Origin of the sequence: Streptomyces sp. NPDC007346, assembly GCF_040703535.1 — a bacterium.
Classification (GTDB): domain Bacteria; phylum Actinomycetota; class Actinomycetes; order Streptomycetales; family Streptomycetaceae; genus Streptomyces.
In genome coordinates this window covers 1-20,939 of record NZ_JBEYKR010000124.1, presented here as the reverse complement: position 1 = coordinate 20,939, position 20,939 = coordinate 1, and the positions used below count along the sequence as shown (strand labels likewise).

The 20,939-nt window shown below is 71.1% G+C and carries 19 protein-coding genes, 1 tRNA gene and 1 pseudogene; 17 read left to right on the top strand and 4 right to left on the bottom strand.

Annotated elements, in window-relative coordinates:
- Positions 1–90 precede the first annotated feature (90 nt).
- Positions 91–1,290, bottom strand: a pseudogene (locus tag AB0917_RS26405) (hypothetical protein); the annotation flags it as partial.
- A gap of 158 nt (positions 1,291–1,448) precedes the next feature.
- Here AB0917_RS26405 and AB0917_RS26400 point away from each other — a divergent pair.
- A tRNA-Val gene (locus tag AB0917_RS26400) sits at positions 1,449–1,520 on the top strand.
- A 66-nt stretch (positions 1,521–1,586) separates the two neighbouring features.
- Here AB0917_RS26400 and AB0917_RS26395 read toward each other — a convergent pair.
- Complete coding sequence (locus AB0917_RS26395; RefSeq protein ID WP_366822166.1) at positions 1,587–2,312, bottom strand: 3'-5' exonuclease; 726 nt, start codon at positions 2,310–2,312, stop codon at positions 1,587–1,589.
- A 466-nt stretch (positions 2,313–2,778) separates the two neighbouring features.
- Between AB0917_RS26395 and thrS the strand changes: the two genes are divergently transcribed.
- Positions 2,779–4,755 carry a threonine--tRNA ligase gene (gene thrS / locus AB0917_RS26390; RefSeq protein ID WP_366822165.1) on the top strand — a complete coding sequence of 659 codons (1,977 nt, stop codon included), beginning with the start codon at positions 2,779–2,781 and terminating at the stop codon, positions 4,753–4,755.
- Positions 4,756–4,784: 29 nt separating this feature from the next.
- Here thrS and AB0917_RS26385 read toward each other — a convergent pair whose 3' ends face one another.
- Complete coding sequence (locus AB0917_RS26385; RefSeq protein WP_366822164.1) at positions 4,785–5,462, bottom strand: ion channel; 678 nt, start codon at positions 5,460–5,462, stop codon at positions 4,785–4,787.
- 66 nt (positions 5,463–5,528) lie between these two features.
- Between AB0917_RS26385 and AB0917_RS26380 the strand changes: the two genes are divergently transcribed.
- Entirely contained in the window at positions 5,529–6,089 is a 561-nt protein-coding gene (locus AB0917_RS26380) for an HIT domain-containing protein (RefSeq protein WP_366822163.1), read from the top strand.
- Positions 6,090–6,146: 57 nt separating this feature from the next.
- Here the strand turns inward: AB0917_RS26380 and AB0917_RS26375 are convergent, their stop codons facing one another.
- The gene (locus AB0917_RS26375; RefSeq protein WP_366822162.1) at positions 6,147–7,817 is read right to left on the bottom strand and encodes a hypothetical protein; all 1,671 of its coding nucleotides are present in this window, start codon (positions 7,815–7,817) and stop codon (positions 6,147–6,149) included.
- 454 nt (positions 7,818–8,271) lie between these two features.
- Here AB0917_RS26375 and pgsA point away from each other — a divergent pair, with 454 nt between their 5' ends.
- From pgsA to AB0917_RS26305, 14 genes are all read left to right on the top strand, one after another.
- Positions 8,272–8,952: a phosphatidylinositol phosphate synthase gene (gene pgsA / locus AB0917_RS26370; protein ID WP_366822161.1), complete on the top strand. Its 681-nt coding sequence runs from the start codon at positions 8,272–8,274 to the stop codon at positions 8,950–8,952.
- Positions 8,949–9,860, top strand: coding sequence for a phosphatidylinositol mannoside acyltransferase (locus AB0917_RS26365; protein WP_366822160.1), 912 nt, complete (start codon positions 8,949–8,951; stop codon positions 9,858–9,860). The genes pgsA and AB0917_RS26365 overlap by 4 nt, the downstream gene beginning before the upstream one ends.
- Positions 9,857–11,017 (top strand): glycosyltransferase family 4 protein, encoded by a 1,161-nt coding sequence (locus AB0917_RS26360; RefSeq protein ID WP_366822159.1) that lies wholly within the window; start codon positions 9,857–9,859, stop codon positions 11,015–11,017. The genes AB0917_RS26365 and AB0917_RS26360 overlap by 4 nt, the downstream gene beginning before the upstream one ends.
- 54 nt (positions 11,018–11,071) lie before the next feature.
- Positions 11,072–11,620, top strand: a complete 549-nt coding sequence (locus AB0917_RS26355) for a hypothetical protein (RefSeq protein ID WP_366822158.1) — start codon at positions 11,072–11,074, stop codon at positions 11,618–11,620.
- A 120-nt stretch (positions 11,621–11,740) separates the two neighbouring features.
- A complete protein-coding gene (gene pdxS, locus AB0917_RS26350) occupies positions 11,741–12,661 on the top strand; it encodes a pyridoxal 5'-phosphate synthase lyase subunit PdxS (RefSeq protein WP_366822157.1) in 921 nt (306 codons plus the stop codon).
- A gap of 5 nt (positions 12,662–12,666) precedes the next feature.
- Complete coding sequence (pdxT, locus tag AB0917_RS26345) at positions 12,667–13,260, top strand: pyridoxal 5'-phosphate synthase glutaminase subunit PdxT (RefSeq protein ID WP_366822156.1); 594 nt, start codon at positions 12,667–12,669, stop codon at positions 13,258–13,260.
- A gap of 61 nt (positions 13,261–13,321) precedes the next feature.
- The gene (locus tag AB0917_RS26340; RefSeq protein ID WP_359145608.1) at positions 13,322–14,074 is read left to right on the top strand and encodes a YebC/PmpR family DNA-binding transcriptional regulator; all 753 of its coding nucleotides are present in this window, start codon (positions 13,322–13,324) and stop codon (positions 14,072–14,074) included.
- A 155-nt stretch (positions 14,075–14,229) separates the two neighbouring features.
- The gene (gene ruvC / locus AB0917_RS26335; protein WP_366822155.1) at positions 14,230–14,835 is read left to right on the top strand and encodes a crossover junction endodeoxyribonuclease RuvC; all 606 of its coding nucleotides are present in this window, start codon (positions 14,230–14,232) and stop codon (positions 14,833–14,835) included.
- Positions 14,832–15,458, top strand: coding sequence for a Holliday junction branch migration protein RuvA (gene ruvA, locus AB0917_RS26330; protein WP_366822154.1), 627 nt, complete (start codon positions 14,832–14,834; stop codon positions 15,456–15,458). The genes ruvC and ruvA overlap by 4 nt, the downstream gene beginning before the upstream one ends.
- Before the next feature lie 29 nt (positions 15,459–15,487).
- Positions 15,488–16,576, top strand: coding sequence for a Holliday junction branch migration DNA helicase RuvB (gene ruvB, locus AB0917_RS26325; RefSeq protein ID WP_366822153.1), 1,089 nt, complete (start codon positions 15,488–15,490; stop codon positions 16,574–16,576).
- A gap of 166 nt (positions 16,577–16,742) precedes the next feature.
- The gene (gene yajC / locus AB0917_RS26320; protein WP_366822152.1) at positions 16,743–17,237 is read left to right on the top strand and encodes a preprotein translocase subunit YajC; all 495 of its coding nucleotides are present in this window, start codon (positions 16,743–16,745) and stop codon (positions 17,235–17,237) included.
- 150 nt (positions 17,238–17,387) lie between these two features.
- Complete coding sequence (gene secD, locus AB0917_RS26315) at positions 17,388–19,157, top strand: protein translocase subunit SecD (protein ID WP_366822151.1); 1,770 nt, start codon at positions 17,388–17,390, stop codon at positions 19,155–19,157.
- A 1-nt stretch (position 19,158) separates the two neighbouring features.
- Entirely contained in the window at positions 19,159–20,262 is a 1,104-nt protein-coding gene (gene secF, locus AB0917_RS26310) for a protein translocase subunit SecF (RefSeq protein ID WP_366822150.1), read from the top strand.
- On the top strand, positions 20,262–20,813 hold the full coding sequence (locus AB0917_RS26305) for an adenine phosphoribosyltransferase (RefSeq protein ID WP_366822149.1): 552 nt from the start codon (positions 20,262–20,264) through the stop codon (positions 20,811–20,813). The genes secF and AB0917_RS26305 overlap by 1 nt, the downstream gene beginning before the upstream one ends.
- The last annotated feature ends 126 nt before the right edge of the window (positions 20,814–20,939 follow it).

Below are 20,939 nucleotides of genomic sequence, written 5' to 3'. Positions count from 1 at the left end.
ATACGACCCGCGCGCACAGGAATGCACCTTCACATTCCGGGGCCCTGTCGATGTACTCCAGACTGTTCACACTGCTCGCCCTGCTGCTGGCGAGCCCCGGAACCCGTCGGGCGCCCCCGCCCACACCTCGGCGACCAGCTGGACGGGCCCCAGCAGCACCGCCGCCACCGGGGGCAGCGCCCCCACCAGCGCACCGGCCACCACCGCGCCCGCCGCCAGCAGCACCCCGCGCCCGGCGCCGCGCGGCAGCCGTACCCGTACGACGAACAGCAGGGCGAGACCGCAGAGCAGGTACACCGGGACGTGCCACGCGCCCGGCACCGCCGCCCGGAGCACGCCGCCGACCGCCGCCACCGCCGCCAGGCCGGCCACCGCGCCGCCCGCCTGCGCGTAGCCGTTCGGGGCGTGCCAGGCCCCGGCCAGCGCCGCCACGGCCGCCGTCAGCAGCAGGGTGCCCGGCAGCAGGGTCCCGAGCGGTCCGCCGGCCGTCAGGGACTCCCCGAGCCCCACCAGCAGCGCGGCGGAGCCCGTCACCGCCAGACCGATGCCCGCCGTGACCCGTACGCCGAGGCCCTTGCCCCACAGCGCGATCGTCCCGTCCAGCACGGCCGTCGCCAGCAGTGCCCACCCGACCACGATCGCGGGGGCGCCGGCGGCCCACGCCCCCAGCAGCAGCGGCCACTGGACGAAGAACACGGCCGCCGGCAACGGCAGGTGCAGCCGGCCCAGCGCCAGGCCGTAGGCGGCCCAGAGCGCGGCGAGGACCGCGGAGGCCACCGCCGTGAACGTGAGCCCGTCCGCCTCCGGCGCCGCCACCGCGTGGAACGCGTAGACGTCCAGCAGCGTGAGGACCAGGGCGAGCGCCGCCAGCGCCTCGGCCGTGGCCGCGAGCTTCCGGCGCAGCAGGACCGCCGGGGCGGCGAGCGTCGCCAGGGTCACCAGTGCCAGGACGGCCGACCGGCCGCCGATGCCCATCGAGCCCCAGCTGACGAGGGTGAACGCCACCGCCGCGACCGTCAGCAGCAGACCGCCCAGCGTGAGCAGCACGTTCTGCGCGCTGCGCGGGGCGGACGGTTTCGCGGCCTGCGGGACCATCCCCCACGGCTGGGCCGGGGCCCAGCCCCGGTTCGCGGGCGGCGCGCCCCAGCGGGGGGCGTTCGGCGCCTGCGGCCGCACGGCGCTGACCAGCCAGGCGCGGCGGGTCAGCAGGTGGGCCCTGCGGGCGTCCAGCTGAGCCAGTTCTCGGTCGAGGAGCGCCAGTTCCTCGGCGGGCGGCGGCACGTGTTCCATGTACGGGAGTGTGACCCCGGCCCTCCGCCTCGTACATGCGCTCGGATACTCACTTTCCGAGTTTCCGCGTGCTCACGTCCGACGCGGGCTACGCAGCCGCCCCGGCGGAAGCGGTTTGAACGAAGCGCGCCGGGCCCTGTATGGTTCAACCCGTTCCCGGGCGATTAGCTCAGTGGGAGAGCGCTTCGTTCACACCGAAGAGGTCACTGGTTCGAACCCAGTATCGCCCACCGGGGAAAGCCGGTCCGCCAGCATCACGGCGGACCGGCTTTCGCGTGTACCGGCCTGCCGGCCCCCTACGCCGCCGCGGGCAGCTCCGGGCGCAGCGGCCACGCCGGATCCACCGCCTCCGGTGTCCCGGCCTTGGCGAACCACGCCTCCAGGCCGCGCGCCTGCGCCGCGTGCCAGGTGGCCTGGAGGGTGTGCAGCTCGGCCGGGGAGAGCCGCTCCAGCCGGGCGGAGAAGCGTCGGCAGACCGCGCGCACCAGCTCCAGCGAGGCCGAGGCGTCCGCCGCCGCGTCGTGGGCGCCGTCGAGCGGCACCCCGTACAGCTCGCACAGATCCGTGAGCGTGCGGCGGCCCTTGCGGTAGCGGTCCAGATGCCGGTCCAGCACCCGGGGGTCCACCACCCGCAGCGGCACGTCCGCCATGTACCCGGCCAGCGACGAGGCCCGGTGCCGCCTCAGCTCGCGGTCCAGCAGGGTCAGGTCGAACGGTGCGTTCATCACCACGAGCGGACGGCCCGTCGCACACTGCTCGGCCAGGCAGCGGGCGATCTCGTCCATCACCGGCGCGGGCCAACGCCCGTTGCGCTGAAGGTGGTCCTCGGTCAGGCCGTGGATCTCGGTCGCCCCCGCGGGCACCGGGATCCCCGGGTTGACCAGCCAGCGGGTGACGCGGACGCGTCCGCCCGTCGTGTCCTGCGCGACGAGAGCGGCCGAAACGATCCGGTCCTGCTCGACGTCCACGCCTGTCGTCTCCGTGTCAAAAGCGGCCAGCGGCCCTTCGAACCAGTGCATCATCCCCGAACTCCTCGCACCCGCACGGCAGATGGAGTGATTCCTCTGCCCGATATCGGTGATACCCGTGCCGTTTGCCTGATACGCCGTTTGCGGGCGTTCTCCTGCGGTGGCAACGCGGGGGAGGGGGAGGGAAGTTGATCCCCGGCCCCTCGGACGGCACGTCCGGAAGGCGCCCGGAGCCATGGCGCTCGCGCGGCCCGGCCCCGGGCGACCTGCCCGCCCTGCGTCCCGCCGGGGCCCGCCGCCCCCGCGAGGGGTCCGCCGTCCCGGTCCGGATCACCGGCGTGGTGGTCCGGCCGCGCCGCTCGGGTCCGCGCTCCGCCGGGATCGTACGGCGGCGGGTGGCTGCGGGGGCGGACGTCGCGAAGGCCAGGGGTAAGGCGTTCGCATCGGGGGCGCGGGGCTCGGTACGATTCGTACGGCCCGCCATACGAAGGCAGCCAACCCCCTCAGTCAGGAGAGACCGGTGTCAGACGTCCGTGTGATCATCCAACGCGATTCCGAGCGGGAAGAGCACGTGGTGACGACGGGCACGACCGCCGGCGAGCTCTTCCCCGGTCAGCGCACCGTCGTCGCCGCCCGCATCGGCGGCGAGCTGAAGGACCTCTCGTACGAGCTCCAGGACGGCGAGAGCGTCGAGCCCGTGGAGATCTCCTCCGAGGACGGCCTGAACATCCTGCGCCACTCCACCGCGCACGTCATGGCCCAGGCCGTGCAGGAGCTCTTCCCCGAGGCCAAGCTCGGCATCGGCCCGCCGGTCAAGGACGGCTTCTACTACGACTTCGACGTCGAGAAGCCGTTCACGCCCGAGGACCTCAAGGCCATCGAGAAGAAGATGCAGGAGATCCAGAAGCGGGGCCAGAAGTTCTCCCGCCGCGTGGTCTCCGACGAGGCCGCCCGCGAGGAGCTGGCGGACGAGCCCTACAAGCTGGAGCTCATCGGCATCAAGGGCTCCGCCTCCTCGGACGACGGCGCGGACGTCGAGGTGGGCGGCGGAGAGCTGACCATCTACGACAACCTGGACGCCAAGACCGGCGAGCTGTGCTGGAAGGACCTCTGCCGTGGTCCGCACCTGCCCACCACCCGGTTCATCCCGGCGTTCAAGCTGATGCGCAACGCCGCCGCGTACTGGCGCGGCAGCGAGAAGAACCCGATGCTCCAGCGTATCTACGGCACCGCCTGGCCGACCAAGGACCAGCTGAAGGCGCACCTGGAGTTCCTGGAGGAGGCCGCCAAGCGCGACCACCGCAAGCTCGGCAGCGAGCTGGACCTCTTCTCCTTCCCCGACGAGATCGGCCCCGGCCTCGCGGTCTTCCACCCCAAGGGCGGCGTCATCCGCCGGGCCATGGAGGACTACTCGCGCCGCCGGCACGAGGAGGAGGGATACGAGTTCGTCTACAGCCCGCACGCCACCAAGGGCAAGCTCTTCGAGAAGTCCGGCCACCTGGACTGGTACGCCGACGGCATGTACCCGCCCATGCAGCTCGACGACGGGGTGGACTACTACCTCAAGCCGATGAACTGCCCGATGCACAACCTGATCTTCGACGCGCGCGGCCGCTCCTACCGTGAACTGCCGCTGCGCCTCTTCGAGTTCGGCACGGTGTACCGGTACGAGAAGTCGGGCGTCGTGCACGGTCTGACCCGCTCGCGCGGCTTCACGCAGGACGACGCGCACATCTACTGCACCAAGGAGCAGATGGCGCAGGAGCTCGACCGCACGCTCACCTTCGTGCTGAACCTGCTCCGCGACTACGGCCTCACCGACTTCTACCTGGAGCTCTCCACCAAGGACCCGGAGAAGTACGTCGGCTCCGACGAGACCTGGGAGGAGGCCACCGAGACGCTGCGCCAGGTCGCCGAGAAGCAGGGCCTGCCCCTGGTCCCGGACCCGGGCGGCGCCGCGTTCTACGGCCCGAAGATCTCCGTGCAGTGCAAGGACGCCATCGGCCGCACCTGGCAGATGTCGACCGTGCAGCTCGACTTCAACCTGCCGGAGCGCTTCGACCTGGAGTACACCGGCCCGGACGGCTCCAAGCAGCGCCCGGTCATGATCCACCGCGCCCTGTTCGGCTCCATCGAGCGCTTCTTCGCCGTGCTCCTGGAGCACTACGCGGGCGCTTTCCCGGTCTGGCTCGCCCCGGTCCAGGCCGTCGGCATCCCGATCGGCGACGCCCACATCCCCTACCTCCAGGAGTTCGCCGCCACGGCGCGCAAGCAGGGGCTGCGGGTGGACGTGGACGCCTCCTCGGACCGGATGCAGAAGAAGATCCGCAACCAGCAGAAGGCCAAGGTGCCCTTCATGATCATCGCTGGTGACGAGGACATGGCCAACGGTGCCGTCTCCTTCCGCTACCGCGACGGTTCGCAGGAGAACGGCATCCCGGTCGACGAGGCCATCGCCAAGATCGCGAAGGCTGTCGAGGACCGCGTACAGGTCTGATCCGGCCACGGGCGACGGTCCCCGGAGCGCTATCCGCGCTCCGGGGGCCGTTTCTCGTCCTCCCGGGTGAACACCTGGATCAGCCACGACGAGAACGAGCCCGTCACCGCCCCCAGCAGCGCCAGCCCGCAGGCCATCAGCCCCGCCGCCACCGTCCGCCCCCAGAACGTGACCGGTGCGACGTCCCCGTAACCGACCGTCGTGAGCGTCTCGCACGCCCACCAGAGCGCGTCGCCGAACGTACGGACCGACGTGTCGGGGGCCCGGCGCTCCAGGTGGTAGACCGACAGCGCGGCGGAGAAGCCGAGCAGGGCGGCGGTCATGCCCGCGTACGCCATCACCCGGGCGTACAGGTCGAGCCGCGGCCGGTCGCGGCGCTGCTGGACCGCCTGGTAGACCCGCACCATCCGCAGCGGGCGCAGCAGCGGCAGCAGCACGACCAGGGTGTCGAGCCGGTGGGTGCGGGCGAAGCGCGCGCCCAGGCCGCTGAGGTGCACCCGTACCGCGTAGTCCGTCAGGAACAGCGACCACGTCGACCAGACCAGGATCAGGGAGACGTCACGCCACGGCTGGGCGTCGTGCGGGGCCAGGACCCGGACCGCGTACCCCGCCAGGAAGAGCAGGGAAGCGCCGAAGAGCGGCACCTCCGTGCGCTGCTCCCAGCGGGTCAGCCGGGCGGGGGCCTCGGGGGTGGGGCGCTGGCTCATCGCCTCAGCATCGCGGGACGGGTCCGGGCGCGGCCCCGGCGACACGCTTCGCGCGGGTGACGCAATATGCTGATCGGCATGACGAGTGAGCCGGAGCAGCAGATCGGCGTGGGGACGCCCGACGCGTTTCAGCGTCTGTGGACGCCCCATCGGATGGCGTACATCCAGGGGCAGGACAAGCCGAGCGGCCCGGGTGCCGAGGACGGCTGCCCGTTCTGTGCTATTCCGGCCAAATCCGACGAGGACGGGCTCGTCGTGGCGCGGGGCGAGCACGTCTACGCGGTGCTGAACCTCTACCCGTACAACGGCGGGCACCTCATGGTCGTCCCCTACCGTCACGTGGCCGACTACACGGAGCTGGACGGTCCGGAGACGGCGGAGCTGGCGGACTTCACCAAGCGGGCGATGGTGGCCCTGCGCGCCGCCTCCGGGGCGCACGGGTTCAACATCGGGATGAACCAGGGCTCGGTCGCCGGCGCGGGGATCGCCGCCCACCTGCACCAGCACCTGGTGCCGCGCTGGGGCGGGGACACCAACTTCATGCCGGTCATCGGCCACACCAAGGTGCTGCCGCAGCTGCTGGGCGACACCCGGGCCATGCTGGCCGACGCCTGGCCGGTCGGCTGAGCGAGCGGTTCCGTGCCCGGCGCAGGCCCACAGGGGCCCGCGCCGGGCACGTACGCACTACGCGTCGTAGACGTCGGCCTTGCGCGGGGCCGGGTCCTGGACGAGGCCGCTCAGTATCATCGAGCGGCTGTCGAAGCGCTCGGTGTCCACGCCGTTCTCCGCGAGGACCCGCATCGCCGCCGAGTGGACCACCCGCAGCACCGGAGTGGCCGCACGCATCGCGTCGTCCGCCATGAAGCGGTGGTTCCACGGCTTGGCGGCCCAGGCGTGCCGCAGTCCGAACGGCTCCGGAAGCACTATCTTCCCGCCCAGGTAGTCCAGCAGCGGCGGATACCAGGTGAAGGGCGCCCGCAGGGCGAGCCGGACGACCTCCCTGTCCTCCACCACCGGCAGCTGGATGTCCCGGGTCTCCCAGAACCGCACGGTCTTGTTGACCGTCTTCGTCCGGGCCGCCGGCTTGGCGAAGAACAGTCCGTGCACCGGGCCCAGCGCATGTCCGGTGACCTCGATGCGCAGCGTCTCGTGGAGCACGGTGACCGTGATCATCATCGTGATGACGAGCTGGCCGTCCCAGAGCGCGAACTGCACACCCAGGTAGTGCCGGTCACCGCTGCCGAACTGCTGGTGGTTGCAGATCCGCTGTATCTCGTGCGGCTTCACCTGGAAGGTCGCGACGTCCTCCCCGTCGGGCCGGGAGACGGAGTCGGCGTTCTCGCCGATGGGCGAGACGATCCAGTGCTTCACGGACGGCTTGGGGAAGCCGCCGGTGTTCAGCGGGCCGCGCTCCAGCATCTTCAGCTGGTCGTGGATGATCCGGACCAGGTCCCAGCTGCGGAACTGGTGGATCTCCTTCGTCGGGTCCTTCGGGGTCAGCTCCTCGGCCAGCTGCCAGCTGCCCCACCGGGTGCCCATGCCGAGGATGCCCTTGGGACCGGCGTAGAAGACCGCGTTGGACTGCTGCTCCGCGGTGAGCTTCTCCAGCCCCTGGCGCAGCGCCTCGCGGGCGGTCTCGTTGGGGTTCTTCGGCACCGCCTCCGGGATCTTGGCGATCACCCCGGTGCCGGACAGCAGCCCGTTCCAGCGCGCCCGCAGATCCTTGGCGGAGGTCTCCGCGATCCGCTTGGCGAGGAACCAGCCGATCAGCGGGGCGACGATCGCGCCCCGGACGTAGAGGGTCCAGAACCCGTCCAGCGGCAGCTTCCACAGCAGGATCAGCGCGCCGATCCCGAACACGGCGAGCAGCACCGTGCCGACCGCCCGGAACGCGACGTCCTTGGACTTGGCGAGGGCGTCCTTGACGCGGAAGGCGATGACCCAGGCGATCATCCCCGGCAGGAACAGGAAGCCGAACACCGCGGTCACCAGGGTGAGACGGGTGTCGCGTGCCTTACGGAGGTTGGTCGCCGACAGACAGTGCTCCACCACCGTCTGCGGATCGGTGCCGAAGGACTGGATGAGGGCCGCGCGGGAGCCGCCGAGCATCCGCTCCTGGACGGCACGGGCGAAGGCCTCACCGAGATTCGGCTTGAAGTAGTCGGACTTGAAGAGCTTGGAGGCCCCCGGCTTCACCGTGGACTTGTGCCACTCGCTGTTGGCGTCGAGGATCGTCTCCACCGGGCTGTCCCGGTACGCGGCCGAGGCCAGGGCGTTGGTCGCCACCGACTGGCCGCCGGACCCCTGGATCGGGATCTGCGCCCCGGGTGAGAAGTCGAATACGTCGTTGGCCACTTGTCTGTCGCCCCCACTCGCCGCACGGTCTGCTCCTGCGGTGTGCCCAACTACCGTACGCGGCATACCTTCTGAGCTGCGACCACAGCGTATCGTCCGGACCCCCGCACCGTCCGTCACCCGACGGGACGCGGGGGGTGTTTGCGACAGTGCGCCGGTCACGCGCCGGGGCGCCGGAGAGGGAGAGGCCTTGGAGTCCGGCCCCGGGCGGTGGGACGTCCCTACGTCGCGCGGCGGCTCTACGTCCCGTCCCTACGTCCCCATGTCCCTACGCCGCGCGGCGGCCCGCGCGCCCGGATCCGGTGAACCCTGCACGTCACCGGATCCGGAGGCCGGCCGTCCGGTGACACCCCTGCGGGCGGGTGCCCGTCCGGTGGAGGGCACCGGTCGTGACTACGATGGGCCCGCCGGTGGCCGTAGGGGCCGCTCGGCCAACCGAACCCTCGGGAAAGCCATGCTGAACAAGTACGCGCGTGCATTTTTCACGCGTGTCCTCACACCGTTCGCCGCCCTGCTGCTCCGCCTCGGGGTCAGCCCCGACGCGGTCACTCTCATCGGCACGGCCGGAGTGATGGCAGGTGCGCTGGTCTTTTTCCCGATGGGGGAGTTCTTCTGGGGCACCATCGTCATCACGGTCTTCGTCTTCTCCGACCTCGTCGACGGCAACATGGCCCGGCAGGCCGGGATCTCCAGCCGGTGGGGCGCGTTCCTCGACTCCACGCTGGACCGGGTCGCCGACGGGGCGATCTTCGCCGGCTTCGCCCTCTGGTACGCGGGCGGCGGCGACGACAACGTCCTGTGCGCCGTCGCGATCTTCTGCCTGGCCAGCGGCCAGGTGGTCTCGTACACCAAGGCGCGCGGTGAGTCGATCGGCCTGCCGGTCGCGGTGAACGGGCTGGTGGAGCGCGCCGAACGCCTGGTCATCTCGCTGGTCGCGGCCGGTCTCGCCGGCCTCCACAACTTCGGCGTCCCGCACATCGACATCCTGCTCCCGATCGCGCTGTGGATCGTCGCGGTGGGCAGCCTGGTGACGCTGGTCCAGCGCGTGGTGACCGTACGCCGCGAGTCCGCCGAGGCCGACGCGGCCTCCGCCGCGGGCGGCCCGGCCGGGCAGGGGAGCGGGGCCGACCGGTGAGCGCTCTCAAGGGCCGGATCACCGACGGCCTGTACGGGCTGGGCTGGGGCGCCGTGAAGAAGCTCCCCGAACCCGCCGCCGCGGCGCTCTTCCGCACCATCGCCGACCGCACCTGGAAGCGGCGCGGCAAGAGCGTGCTGCGCCTGGAGTCCAACCTCGCGCGCGTGGTGCCCGACGCGAGCCCGGAGCGGCTGGCCGAGCTGTCCAAGGCCGGGATGCGCTCGTACATGCGGTACTGGATGGAGTCGTTCCGGCTGCCGACCTGGAGTCCGCAGCGGATCAAGGACAGCATCGAGGTCACCGGCACCGACCACCTGGCCGAGGGGCTGGACGCGGGGCGCGGCGTCATCGTCGCCCTGCCGCACCTGGCCAACTGGGACCTCGCCGGCGCCTGGGTCACCACCGATCTGAAGGTCCCCTTCACCACCGTCGCCGAGCGGCTGGAGCCCGCGACGCTCTACGACCGGTTCGTCGCCTACCGCGAGGGCCTGGGCATGGAGGTCCTGCCGCACAGCGGCGGATCCGCCTTCGGCACGCTGGCCCGGCGGCTGCGCGCGGGCGGCCTGGTCTGCCTGGTCGCGGACCGGGACCTGTCCGCCTCCGGGGTGGAGGTGTCGTTCTTCGGCGCCACCGCCCGGATGCCCGCGGGCCCGGCGCTGCTCGCCCAGCAGACGGGCGCGAAGCTGCTGCCGGTGACCCTCTCGTACGACAGCACCCCGGTGATGAAGGCGCGCATCCACCCCGCGGTCGAACTGCCGCAGGAGGGCACGCGCGCCGAGAAGTCGGCCGCCATGACCCAGGCACTGGCCGACGTCTTCGCCACCGGCATCGCCGAACACCCGGAGGACTGGCACATGCTCCAGAGACTCTGGCTGGACGACCTGGACCCCCGGGGGGAACCCACGTGAAGATCGGCATCGTCTGCCCGTACTCCTGGGACGTACCCGGCGGCGTGCAGTTCCACATCCGGGACCTGGCCGAGCACCTCATCGGCCTTGGCCACACCGTCTCCGTCCTGGCCCCGGCCGACGACGAGACCCCGCTGCCCCCCTACGTCGTCTCGGCGGGCCGGGCCGTCCCCGTCCCGTACAACGGCTCCGTCGCCCGGCTGAACTTCGGCTTCCTGTCGGCCGCCCGGGTCCGCCGCTGGCTGCACGACGGCACCTTCGACGTGATCCACATCCACGAGCCGACCTCCCCCTCGCTCGGCCTGCTCGCCTGCTGGTCGGCCCAGGGCCCCATCGTCGCCACCTTCCACACCTCCAACCCGCGCTCCCGGGCGATGATCGCCGCGTATCCGATCCTCCAGCCCGCCCTGGAGAAGATCAGCGCGCGGATCGCGGTGAGCGAGTACGCCCGGCGCACCCTGGTCGAGCACCTGGGCGGGGACGCCGTGGTCATCCCGAACGGCGTCGACGTCGGCTTCTTCGCCGAGGCCGAGCCGAAGCCCGAGTGGCAGGGCCGGACCCTCGGCTTCATCGGCCGCATCGACGAACCCCGCAAGGGGCTCCCCGTCCTGATGAAGGCGCTCCCCGCGATCCTGGCCGCCCGCCCGGAGACCCGGCTGCTGGTCGCCGGGCGCGGTGACGAGGAGGAGGCGGTGGCCTCGCTGCCGGAGGAGCTGCGCGAGCGGGTCGAGTTCCTCGGCATGGTCAGCGACGAGGACAAGGCCCGGCTACTGCGCAGCGTGGACGTGTACGTGGCCCCGAACACCGGCGGCGAGAGCTTCGGCATCATCCTGGTCGAGGCGCTGTCGGCGGGGGCGCCGGTGCTGGCCAGCGACCTGGACGCCTTCGCCCAGGTGCTGGACCAGGGCGCGGCGGGAGACCTCTTCGCCAACGAGGACGCCGACGCGCTGGCCGCCGCCGCGATCCGGCTGCTGGCCGACCCGGAGCGCCGGGCCGGGCTGCGCGAGCGGGGCGAGGCCCACGTACGGCGCTTCGACTGGGCGACGGTCGGGGCGGACATCCTCGCGGTGTACGAGACGGTGACGGACGGGGCCGCCTCGGTGGCGGAGGACGAACGCTCGGGGCTGCGGGCCCGGTTCGGGCTGGCGCGGGACTGAGGCCGGGCCGCCCGTCGGAAGGGGGAGGCCCCGGCGACGGTAGCGTGTGCGACCGTGACCGTAACCCTCATCATCTGGATCGTCGTCGCCCTCATCGCGATCGGCGTGTACCTCAGCTGGACCGCCGGCCGGCTCGACCGCCTGCACTCCCGGATCGACGCCGCCCGCGCCGCACTCGACGCCCAGCTGCTGCGCCGCGCCTCGGTCACCCAGGAGCTGGCCACCTCCGGCGTCCTGGACCCGGCCGCCTCCATCGTGCTGTACGAGGCCGCGCACGCCGCCCGGCAGGCCGAGGAGGACCACCGTGAGGTGGCCGAGAGCGAGCTGAGCGCCGCCCTGCGGGCCGTCTTCGGTGAACCGGCCCAGGTGGAGGCGGTGAAGGAGGTCCCCGGCGGAAAGGAGGCGGCCACCGAACTGGCCGCCGCCGTACGCCGCGTACCGATGGCCCGGCGCTTCCACAACGACTCCGTACGCGCGGCCCGCGCCCTGCGCCGGCACCGCACCGTACGGCTCTTCCGGCTGGCCGGGCACGCGCCGTTCCCGCTCGCCTTCGAGATGGACGACGCCCCGCCGGTGGCCCTGGCGGACCGCCCCGGCACCTGAGCGGCAGCGGATACGGGGCCAGAACGATCCACGGCCTGCCTATTGGCCCTTGCTGTGGACTGGTCCCACAGAGTTTGCTCGGCGGTGCAGTATCCAGCGTCTTTCACCGAGTGAGGTCCCGTGTCCACGCTTCCCAGCACCCCCCAGTCCGCCGAGTCCCCCGCCACCGGCACCGCCCGCGTCAAGCGCGGCATGGCCGAGCAGCTCAAGGGCGGCGTGATCATGGACGTCGTCGACGCCGAGCAGGCGAAGATCGCCGAGGACGCGGGCGCCGTGGCCGTCATGGCCCTGGAGCGGGTGCCCGCCGACATCCGCAAGGACGGCGGCGTGGCCCGGATGTCCGACCCCAACATGATCGAGGAGATCATCGGGGCCGTCTCCATCCCCGTCATGGCCAAGTCCCGCATCGGCCACTTCGTCGAGGCCCAGGTCCTCCAGTCCCTCGGCGTCGACTACATCGACGAGTCCGAGGTCCTCACCCCGGCCGACGAGGTCAACCACAGCGACAAGTTCGCCTTCACCACCCCCTTCGTCTGCGGCGCCACCAACCTGGGCGAGGCCCTGCGCCGCATCGCCGAGGGCGCGGCCATGATCCGCTCGAAGGGCGAGGCCGGCACGGGCAACGTCGTCGAGGCCGTCCGTCACCTGCGCCAGATCAAGAACGAGATCGCCCGCCTGCGCGGCTTCGACAACAACGAGCTGTACGCCGCCGCCAAGGACCTGCGCGCCCCCTACGAGCTGGTCAAGGAGGTCGCCGAGCTCGGCAAGCTGCCGGTCGTGCTGTTCTCCGCCGGTGGCGTCGCCACCCCGGCCGACGCCGCGCTGATGCGCCAGCTCGGCGCCGAGGGCGTCTTCGTCGGCTCCGGCATCTTCAAGTCCGGCGACCCGTCCAAGCGCGCCGCCGCCATCGTGAAGGCCACCACCTTCTACGACGACCCGAAGGTCATCGCGGACGCCTCCCGCAACCTCGGCGAGGCCATGGTCGGCATCAACTGCGACACGCTGCCCGAGTCCGAGCGCTACGCCAACCGCGGCTGGTAACACCCATGAGCGACACCCCTGTGATCGGCGTCCTGGCTCTCCAGGGCGACGTACGGGAGCACCTGATCGCCCTGGCCTCGGCGGACGCCCTGGCCAGGCCGGTGCGGCGCCCCGAGGAGCTCGCCGAGATCGACGGCCTGGTCATCCCGGGTGGCGAGTCCACCACCATGTCCAAGCTGGCGGTCCTCTTCGGCATGATGGAGCCCCTGCGCGAACGGGTACGGGCCGGGATGCCGGTCTACGGCACCTGCGCCGGGATGATCCTGCTGGCCGAGAAGATCCTCGACCCGCGCTCCGGCCAGGAGACCGTCGGCGGCATCGACATGATCGTGCGACGCAACGCCTTCGGCCGGCAGAACGAGTCCTTCGAGGCCGCGGTCGAGGTCGACGGCGTCGACGGCGGCCCGGTGGAAGGCGTGTTCATCCGCGCCCCCTGGGTGGAGTCCGTCGGGGCCGAGGCCGAGGTCATCGCCGAGCACGGCGGCCACATCGTGGCCGTACGGCAGCGAAATGTCCTGGCCACGTCGTTCCATCCCGAACTGACCGGCGACCATCGCGTGCACGCTCTGTTCGTGGACATGGTGCGCACCGTGAAGTGAGCGGACCCCGGTAGGATCTCTCGGGTTCGAATCGATTTTGGTGACGCGAAGGAGAAGGCAGATGTCCGGCCACTCTAAATGGGCTACGACGAAGCACAAGAAGGCCGTGATTGACGCCAAGCGCGGCAAGCTCTTCGCGAAGCTGATCAAGAACATCGAGGTCGCCGCGCGCTCCGGAGGCGTGGACCCCGATGGCAACCCGACCCTCGTCGACGCCATCCAGAAGGCGAAGAAGAGCTCCGTCCCGAACAAGAACATCGAGTCCGCCGTCAAGCGCGGCGGCGGTCTCGAAGCGGGCGGCGCCGACTACGAGACGATCATGTACGAGGGTTACGGCCCCAACGGTGTCGCGGTGCTCATCGAGTGCCTCACCGACAACCGCAACCGTGCCGCCTCCGACGTACGTGTCGCGATGACCCGGAACGGCGGCTCGATGGCCGACCCGGGCTCCGTCTCGTACCTCTTCAACCGCAAGGGCGTCGTGATCGTCCCCAAGGGCGAGCTGGGCGAGGACGACGTCCTCGGTGCGGTGCTCGACGCCGGTGCCGAGGAGGTCAACGACCTCGGTGAGACCTTCGAGGTGGTCAGCGAGGCCACCGACATGGTCGCGGTGCGCACCGCGCTCCAGGAGGCGGGCATCGACTACGACTCGGCCGAGGCCAACTTCCTGCCGACCATGCAGGTCGAGCTGGACGAAGAGGGCGCGCGCAAGATCTTCAAGCTCATCGACGCGCTGGAGGACAGCGACGACGTGCAGAACGTCTTCGCCAACTTCGACGTGTCCGACGAGGTCATGGAGAAGGTCGACGCCTGAAGAGCGACGGGCACGACTCGGTGCGACGGGCCGACGGGGACACACCCCGTCGGCCCGTCGTCCTGTCGGATGCGACGGTTTGTCAGTGCGAGCCGATAGCCTGCGGGAACAGATGAACGAGTGGGCAGGGCGAGCGGTGAGGACAGGGGGGCTCCATGCGGGTTCTGGGTGTTGACCCCGGGCTGACCCGGTGCGGTGTCGGTGTCGTCGAGGGGGTCGCGGGCCGCCCGCTGACCATGATCGGCGTCGGCGTCGTGCGCACCCCCGCCGACGCCGAGCTCGGCGACCGGCTCGTCGCCATCGAGCGCGGGATCGAGCAGTGGCTCGACGAGCACTCCCCGGGTTACGTGGCCGTGGAGCGGGTCTTCGCCCAGCACAACGTGCGTACGGTGATGGGCACCGCCCAGGCCAGCGCGGTGGCCATGCTCTGCGCCGCCCGCCGCGGCATCCCCGTCGCCCTGCACACGCCCAGCGAGGTCAAGGCGGCCGTCACCGGATCGGGCCGAGCCGAGAAGGCGCAGGTCGGAGCCATGGTGACCCGGCTGCTCAGGCTGGACGCGCCCCCCAAGCCCGCCGACGCCGCCGATGCCCTGGCCCTGGCCATCTGCCACATCTGGCGGGCGCCCGCGCAGAACCGGCTCCAGCAGGCGGTCGCCGCCCACCGCACGCCGGGCACCTCCCGCACGGCGGCCACGCCCGGCATCTCCCGTACGCCCGGCGTATCCCGCACACCCCGCACGCTGAAAGGCCCCACCGCATGATCGCCTTCGTCTCCGGCCCGGTGGCCGCCCTCGCCCCGACCACGGCCGTCATCGAGGTCGGCGGTATCGGCATGGCCCTCCAGTGCACCCCGCAGACCCTGGCCGCCCTGCGCGTCGGCCGCGAGGCCCGGCTCGCCACCTCCCTCGTCGTCCGCGAGGACTCGCTCACCCTGTACGGCTTCGCCGACGACGACGAGCGGCAGGTCTTCGAGCTGCTCCAGACCGCCAGCGGCGTCGGCCCCCGCCTCGCCCAGGCCATGCTGGCCACCCACAGCCCCGACGCCCTGCGTCTGGCCGTCTCCACCGGTGACGAGAAGGCCCTCACCGCCGTCTCCGGCATCGGGAAGAAGGGCGCGCAGAAGCTGCTGCTGGAGCTCAAGGACCGGCTCGGCGAACCGGTCGGCGCGCACATCGGCCAGCAGGGCATCGGCACTCCTGCCACCTCCGGCTGGCGCGACCAGCTCCAGGCCGCGCTCATCGGCCTCGGCTACGCGAGCCGTGAGGCCGAGGAGGCCGTGACCGCCGTCGCCCCGCAGGCCGAGGCCGCCGTCGCCGAGGGCACCGCGCCCCCCGTGCCGCAGTTGCTGCGGGCCGCCCTGCAGACTCTCAACCGCGCACGCTGACCGGCACCGAACCACCGAAGAGGCCCTTGATGAACTGGGACGAGACCGGACCCGAGACCGACGAGCCGACCGGGCCCGTCCTCGACGACCGGCTGGTCGACGCCGGCCACCTCGACGGCGAGGACAGCGCGGTCGAGGCGGCCCTGCGCCCCAAGGACCTGGAGGAGTTCGTCGGTCAGGAGAAGGTCCGCGAACAGCTCGACCTGGTCCTCAAGGCGGCCCTCGCCCGTGGTGCCACCGCCGACCACGTCCTGCTCTCCGGCGCCCCCGGCCTGGGCAAGACCACCCTCTCGATGATCATCGCGGCGGAGATGAACGCCCCGATCCGGATCACCTCGGGCCCCGCCATCCAGCACGCCGGCGACCTCGCGGCGATCCTCTCCTCCCTCCAGGAGGGCGAGGTCCTCTTCCTCGACGAGATCCACCGCATGTCGCGGCCGGCCGAGGAGATGCTCTACATGGCGATGGAGGACTTCCGCGTCGACGTCATCGTCGGCAAGGGCCCCGGCGCCACCGCGATCCCGCTCGAACTGCCGCCGTTCACCCTGGTCGGCGCCACCACCAGGGCCGGACTCCTGCCGCCCCCGCTGCGCGACCGCTTCGGCTTCACCGGCCACATGGAGTTCTACGCCCCCACCGAGCTGGAGCGCGTCATCCACCGCTCCGCCCGCCTCCTGGACGTCGTCATCGACGTGGAGGGCGCCGCCGAGATCGCCGGACGCTCCCGGGGCACCCCCCGTATCGCCAACCGCCTGCTGCGCCGCGTCCGGGACTACGCCCAGGTCAAGGCCGAGGGCACGATCGACCGGTCCATCGCGGAGGCGGCCCTCAAGGTGTACGAGGTTGACGCCCGGGGACTCGATCGGCTGGACCGTGCGGTGCTCGGCGCCCTGCTGAAACTTTTCGGTGGCGGACCCGTCGGCCTGTCCACCCTCGCGGTCGCCGTGGGGGAGGAGCGCGAGACCGTCGAGGAGGTCGCCGAACCCTTCCTCGTACGGGAAGGACTGCTGGCCAGGACGCCGCGCGGCCGGGTGGCGACCCCGGCGGCCTGGGCACACCTGGGACTGGTGCCACCGCCCCACGGCGCAAAGGGACAACAGGGCCTGTTCGGGGCGTGAAGCGTCACAGGTTCGCCCGCACAGGAACCCCGGTGCCATGCTGGGCGTTGTTCCAACGATGCGGACTCGCTTAGACTCCGCCGATGCCGCCCTTAAAGGTCGGTGTACCCACCCCCGTATATACAGGCCGCATTCCAGCGCGGTCGTGCGAAGGAATTCCCGTCCCGTGGATATCTTGACTCTCCTCCCCTTCATCGTGCTCATCGGGGCCATGTTCCTGATGACCCGCTCCGCCAAGAAGAAGCAGGCGGCGGCCGCGCAGATGCGCAATGCCATGCAGCCCGGCACCGGCGTCCGGACGATCGGGGGCATGTACGCGACCGTCAAGGAAGTCCACGACGACACCGTGGTCCTCGAGGTCGCCCCCGGCGTGCACGCCATCTACGCGAAGAACTCGATCGGCGCCGTCCTGGACGACGCGGAGTACAACCGCATCGTCCACGGCGACGACGACGAGCTCGACGCGGACGGCACGATCGTTCCCGACGACGCCTCGTCGCTGACGGGTGAGCCCGACGCGGACAAGGCGGACGTCGCCAAGATCGACCTGGTCAAGGACGAGACGGCCGACAACGACGCCGAGCCCGAGGACGCGGCGGCCAAGGACGTCAAGGACGCCAAGAGCGACGGCAAGTCCGACGGCGACACCGACACCAAGTAGTTCTCACGATCCCGGGGACGTCGCGCGCCCACCGGCGCGCGGCGTCCCCGGCACCGTGCAGGCCGTCTGCGGGGGTGGGTCCCCACAACACTTCATGGCCGCCCGAGCGCGTACCCGGCGCCGGGCGGTTGGACAGGGAGAAACGAGAAGGTGGCAGCACCCAAGAAGGGACGAGGGCCGTCCGGCGGTCATGGGAGGCCGGGGCGTGCCCTGGCTCTGATCCTCATCGCCATGGTCGCGCTCGCCGGCGGGATGTTCCTGTCCGGGCACACCACGCCCAGGCTGGGCATCGACCTGGCCGGCGGTACGTCGATCACACTCGAAGCGCAGAACCAGCCCGGCAAGCCGAACGCGATCAACCCGACCAACATGGACACAGCGGTCGGGATCATCGAGCGGCGCGTCAACGGGCTCGGCGTCTCCGAGGCAGAGGTTCAGACCCAGGGCGATCGCAACATCATCGTCAACATTCCCAAGGGCACGGACTCCAAGCAGGCCCAGCAGCAGGTCGGTACGACCGCCCAGCTGTACTTCCGGCCCGTGCTGACAGTGGCGGCGAGCGGCCCGGAGCAGCCCTCGCCCTCCGCATCCCCGACCCCGTCGGGCAGCGCTTCGCCGAGCGCGGACGCGTCCGCGACGCCCGAGGCCACGGGTGAGGAGGCCACCGGTTCGGAGGCCACCCCCTCCGCGAGCGCCACCACCCAGGGCCGTGCGGTCACCGGGGCCCTGAAGAAGGACCCCACCCCGACCCCCACGGCCTCCGGTGAGCCCGAGCCGTCCGGCACCCCCGAGGCGACGCCGTCCGAGGACGCGGAGACGGCCAAGCTCCAGGAGGAGTTCGCCAAGCTCGACTGCACCGACCCCGAGCAGCGTTCGGAGGCGGGCAAGAACTCCCTGCCCACCGAGCCGATCGTCGCCTGCGGCTCGAACGTCCCCGGCAGCTACGAGAAGTACGTGCTCGGCCCCGCCGAGGTCTCCGGCAGCGACGTGGACGACGCCAAGGGCGCCATCGACCAGCAGACCGGTGAGTGGATCGTGTCGATGGAGTTCACCTCCGCCGGCGCCAAGAAGTTCCAGACGATCACCAGCCGGCTCTCCCAGCAGCAGCCGCCGATGAACCAGTTCGCGATCGTTCTCGACGGCGAGGTCGTCTCCGCCCCGTCGGTGCGCACGGCGCTCAGCAAGAACGCCCAGATCTCCGGCAGCTTCAACCAGCAGTCCGCCGAGGACCTGGGCAACATCCTCTCCTACGGTGCGCTGCCGCTCACCTTCAAGGAGATGAGCGTCACCACCGTCACCGCCGCCCTCGGCAGCGAGCAGCTCAAAGGTGGCCTGATCGCGGGCGCCGTCGGCCTGGCGCTGGTCGTGATCTACATGGTCGCCTACTACCGGGGCCTGGCGTTCATCGCCCTGCTGAGCCTCATGGTCTCCGGCATCCTGACCTATACGATCATGTCCTTGCTGGGGCCGGCCATCGGCTTCGCGCTGAATCTCCCGGCGGTCTGCGGTGCCATCGTCGCGATCGGCATCACGGCGGACTCCTTCATCGTCTACTTCGAACGCGTGAGAGACGAGATCCGCGAAGGGCGCACGCTCCGCCCGGCCATCGAGCGCGCCTGGCCCCGGGCCCGGCGCACCATCCTGGTCTCCGACTTCGTGTCGTTCCTGGCCGCCGCGGTGCTCTTCCTCGTCACCGTCGGCAAGGTCCAGGGCTTCGCGTTCACGCTCGGCCTGACCACGTTGCTCGACGTCGTCGTGGTGTTCCTCTTCACCAAGCCCCTGATGACGCTGATGGGCCGGACGAAGTTCTTCTCCGGGGGCGGTTCCTGGTCCGGACTGGACCCGAAGCGGCTCGGCGCACAGCCTCCGCTGCGCCGCTCCCGCCGTGTCAGCGCTTCCACCGAACCGAAGGAGGCGTGAGATGTCGCGACTCGGCAATCTCGGCGCCCGGCTCTACCGGGGCGAGGTCGGCTACGACTTCATCCGCAACCGCAGGATCTGGTACGGCATCTCGGTCCTGATCACCATCACCGCCATCATCGGCGTGGCGGTCGGCGGTCTCCGCATGGGTATCGAGTTCGAGGGCGGCGCGGTCTTCACGACCGACACCAAGGCCAAGATCTCCACGGCTCAGGCCACGGAGGTGGCGACCGAGGCCTCGGGCCACCTGGCCATCGTCCAGGAGCTCGGCAACGGCGGTCTGCGCATCCAGATCACCGAGGTCGACACCGCCAAGGCGAACGAGATCAAGGAGACGCTCTCCGACGAACTCGGTATCCCCGCCGACGAGATCAACGCGGACCTGGTCGGCCCCAGCTGGGGTGAGCAGATCGCCAACAAGGCGTGGATGGGCCTCGGGATCTTCATGGTCCTGGTGGTGGTCTACCTGGCCATCGCGTTCGAGTGGCGGATGGCCGTCGCCGCCCTCATCGCGCTGATCCACGACATCACCATCACGGTCGGTGTCTACGCCCTGGTCGGCTTCGAGGTCACCCCGGGCACGGTGATCGGTCTGCTGACCATTCTCGGATACTCCCTGTACGACACGGTGGTGGTCTTCGACAGCCTCAAGGAGGGCCAGAAGGACATCACCAAGCAGACCCGCTTCACGTACAGCGAGATCGCCAACCGGTCGATCAACAGCACGCTGGTCCGCTCGATCAACACCACCGTGGTGGCGCTGCTGCCGGTGGCCGGACTGCTGTTCATCGGTGGCGGTGTCCTCGGCGCCGGCATGCTGAACGACATCTCGCTGTCGCTGTTCGTCGGCCTCGCGGCCGGTGCGTACTCCTCGATCTTCATCGCCACGCCGCTCGTCGCCGACCTCAAGGAACGCGACCCGCAGATGAAGGCGCTGAAGAAGCGGATCCTCGCCAAGCGGGCGGCAGCGGCCGCCCGGGGCGAGTCCGCCGAGGACGACGTCCCCGCCTACCGGCAGGACGACGAGGACGCCGAGGTCGCGGGCGCCGTGGTGGGCCAGCGCCAGGAGCCCCGCGGCCACGGCCGCACACCGGGGAAGCGCTGATGACCAGTACCGCCGAATCGACCAGGGAGCTGCTGCTCAGCCGGATCCGCGATGTCGCGGACTATCCGAAGCCGGGCGTGGTGTTCAAGGACATCACCCCGCTGCTGGCGGACCCGGTGGCCTTCACGGCGCTCACCGACGCCCTCGCGGAGCTGTGCGTACGGCACGGCGCCACGAAGATCGTCGGCCTGGAGGCGCGCGGCTTCATCCTCGCCGCGCCGGTCGCGGTCCGGGCCGGCATCGGCTTCGTACCGGTCCGCAAGGCCGGCAAGCTCCCCGGAGCCACGCTCGCCCAGTCCTACGAGCTGGAGTACGGCAGCGCGGAGGTCGAGATCCACGCCGAGGACCTCGACGCCGAGGACCGGATCATGGTCATCGACGACGTTCTCGCCACCGGGGGCACCGCCGAGGCCTCGCTGGAGCTCATCCGGCGGGCCGGCGCCCAGGTCGCGGGCGTCTCGGTCCTGATGGAGCTCGGCTTCCTCAAGGGCCGGGCCCGGCTGGAGCCGGCGCTGCGGGGCGCTCCGCTGGAGGCGCTGATCACGCTCTGAGCCGCTGATCGCCGCCCACCGGCGGGCATCGGGGAGTCCGGCCACGGACACCGCGTAGGTCCGCCGGCGGACACCTGAACGAGGGGCGGGGCCCCGGGGGCCACCGGGGGGGCGGGGCACCGTGTG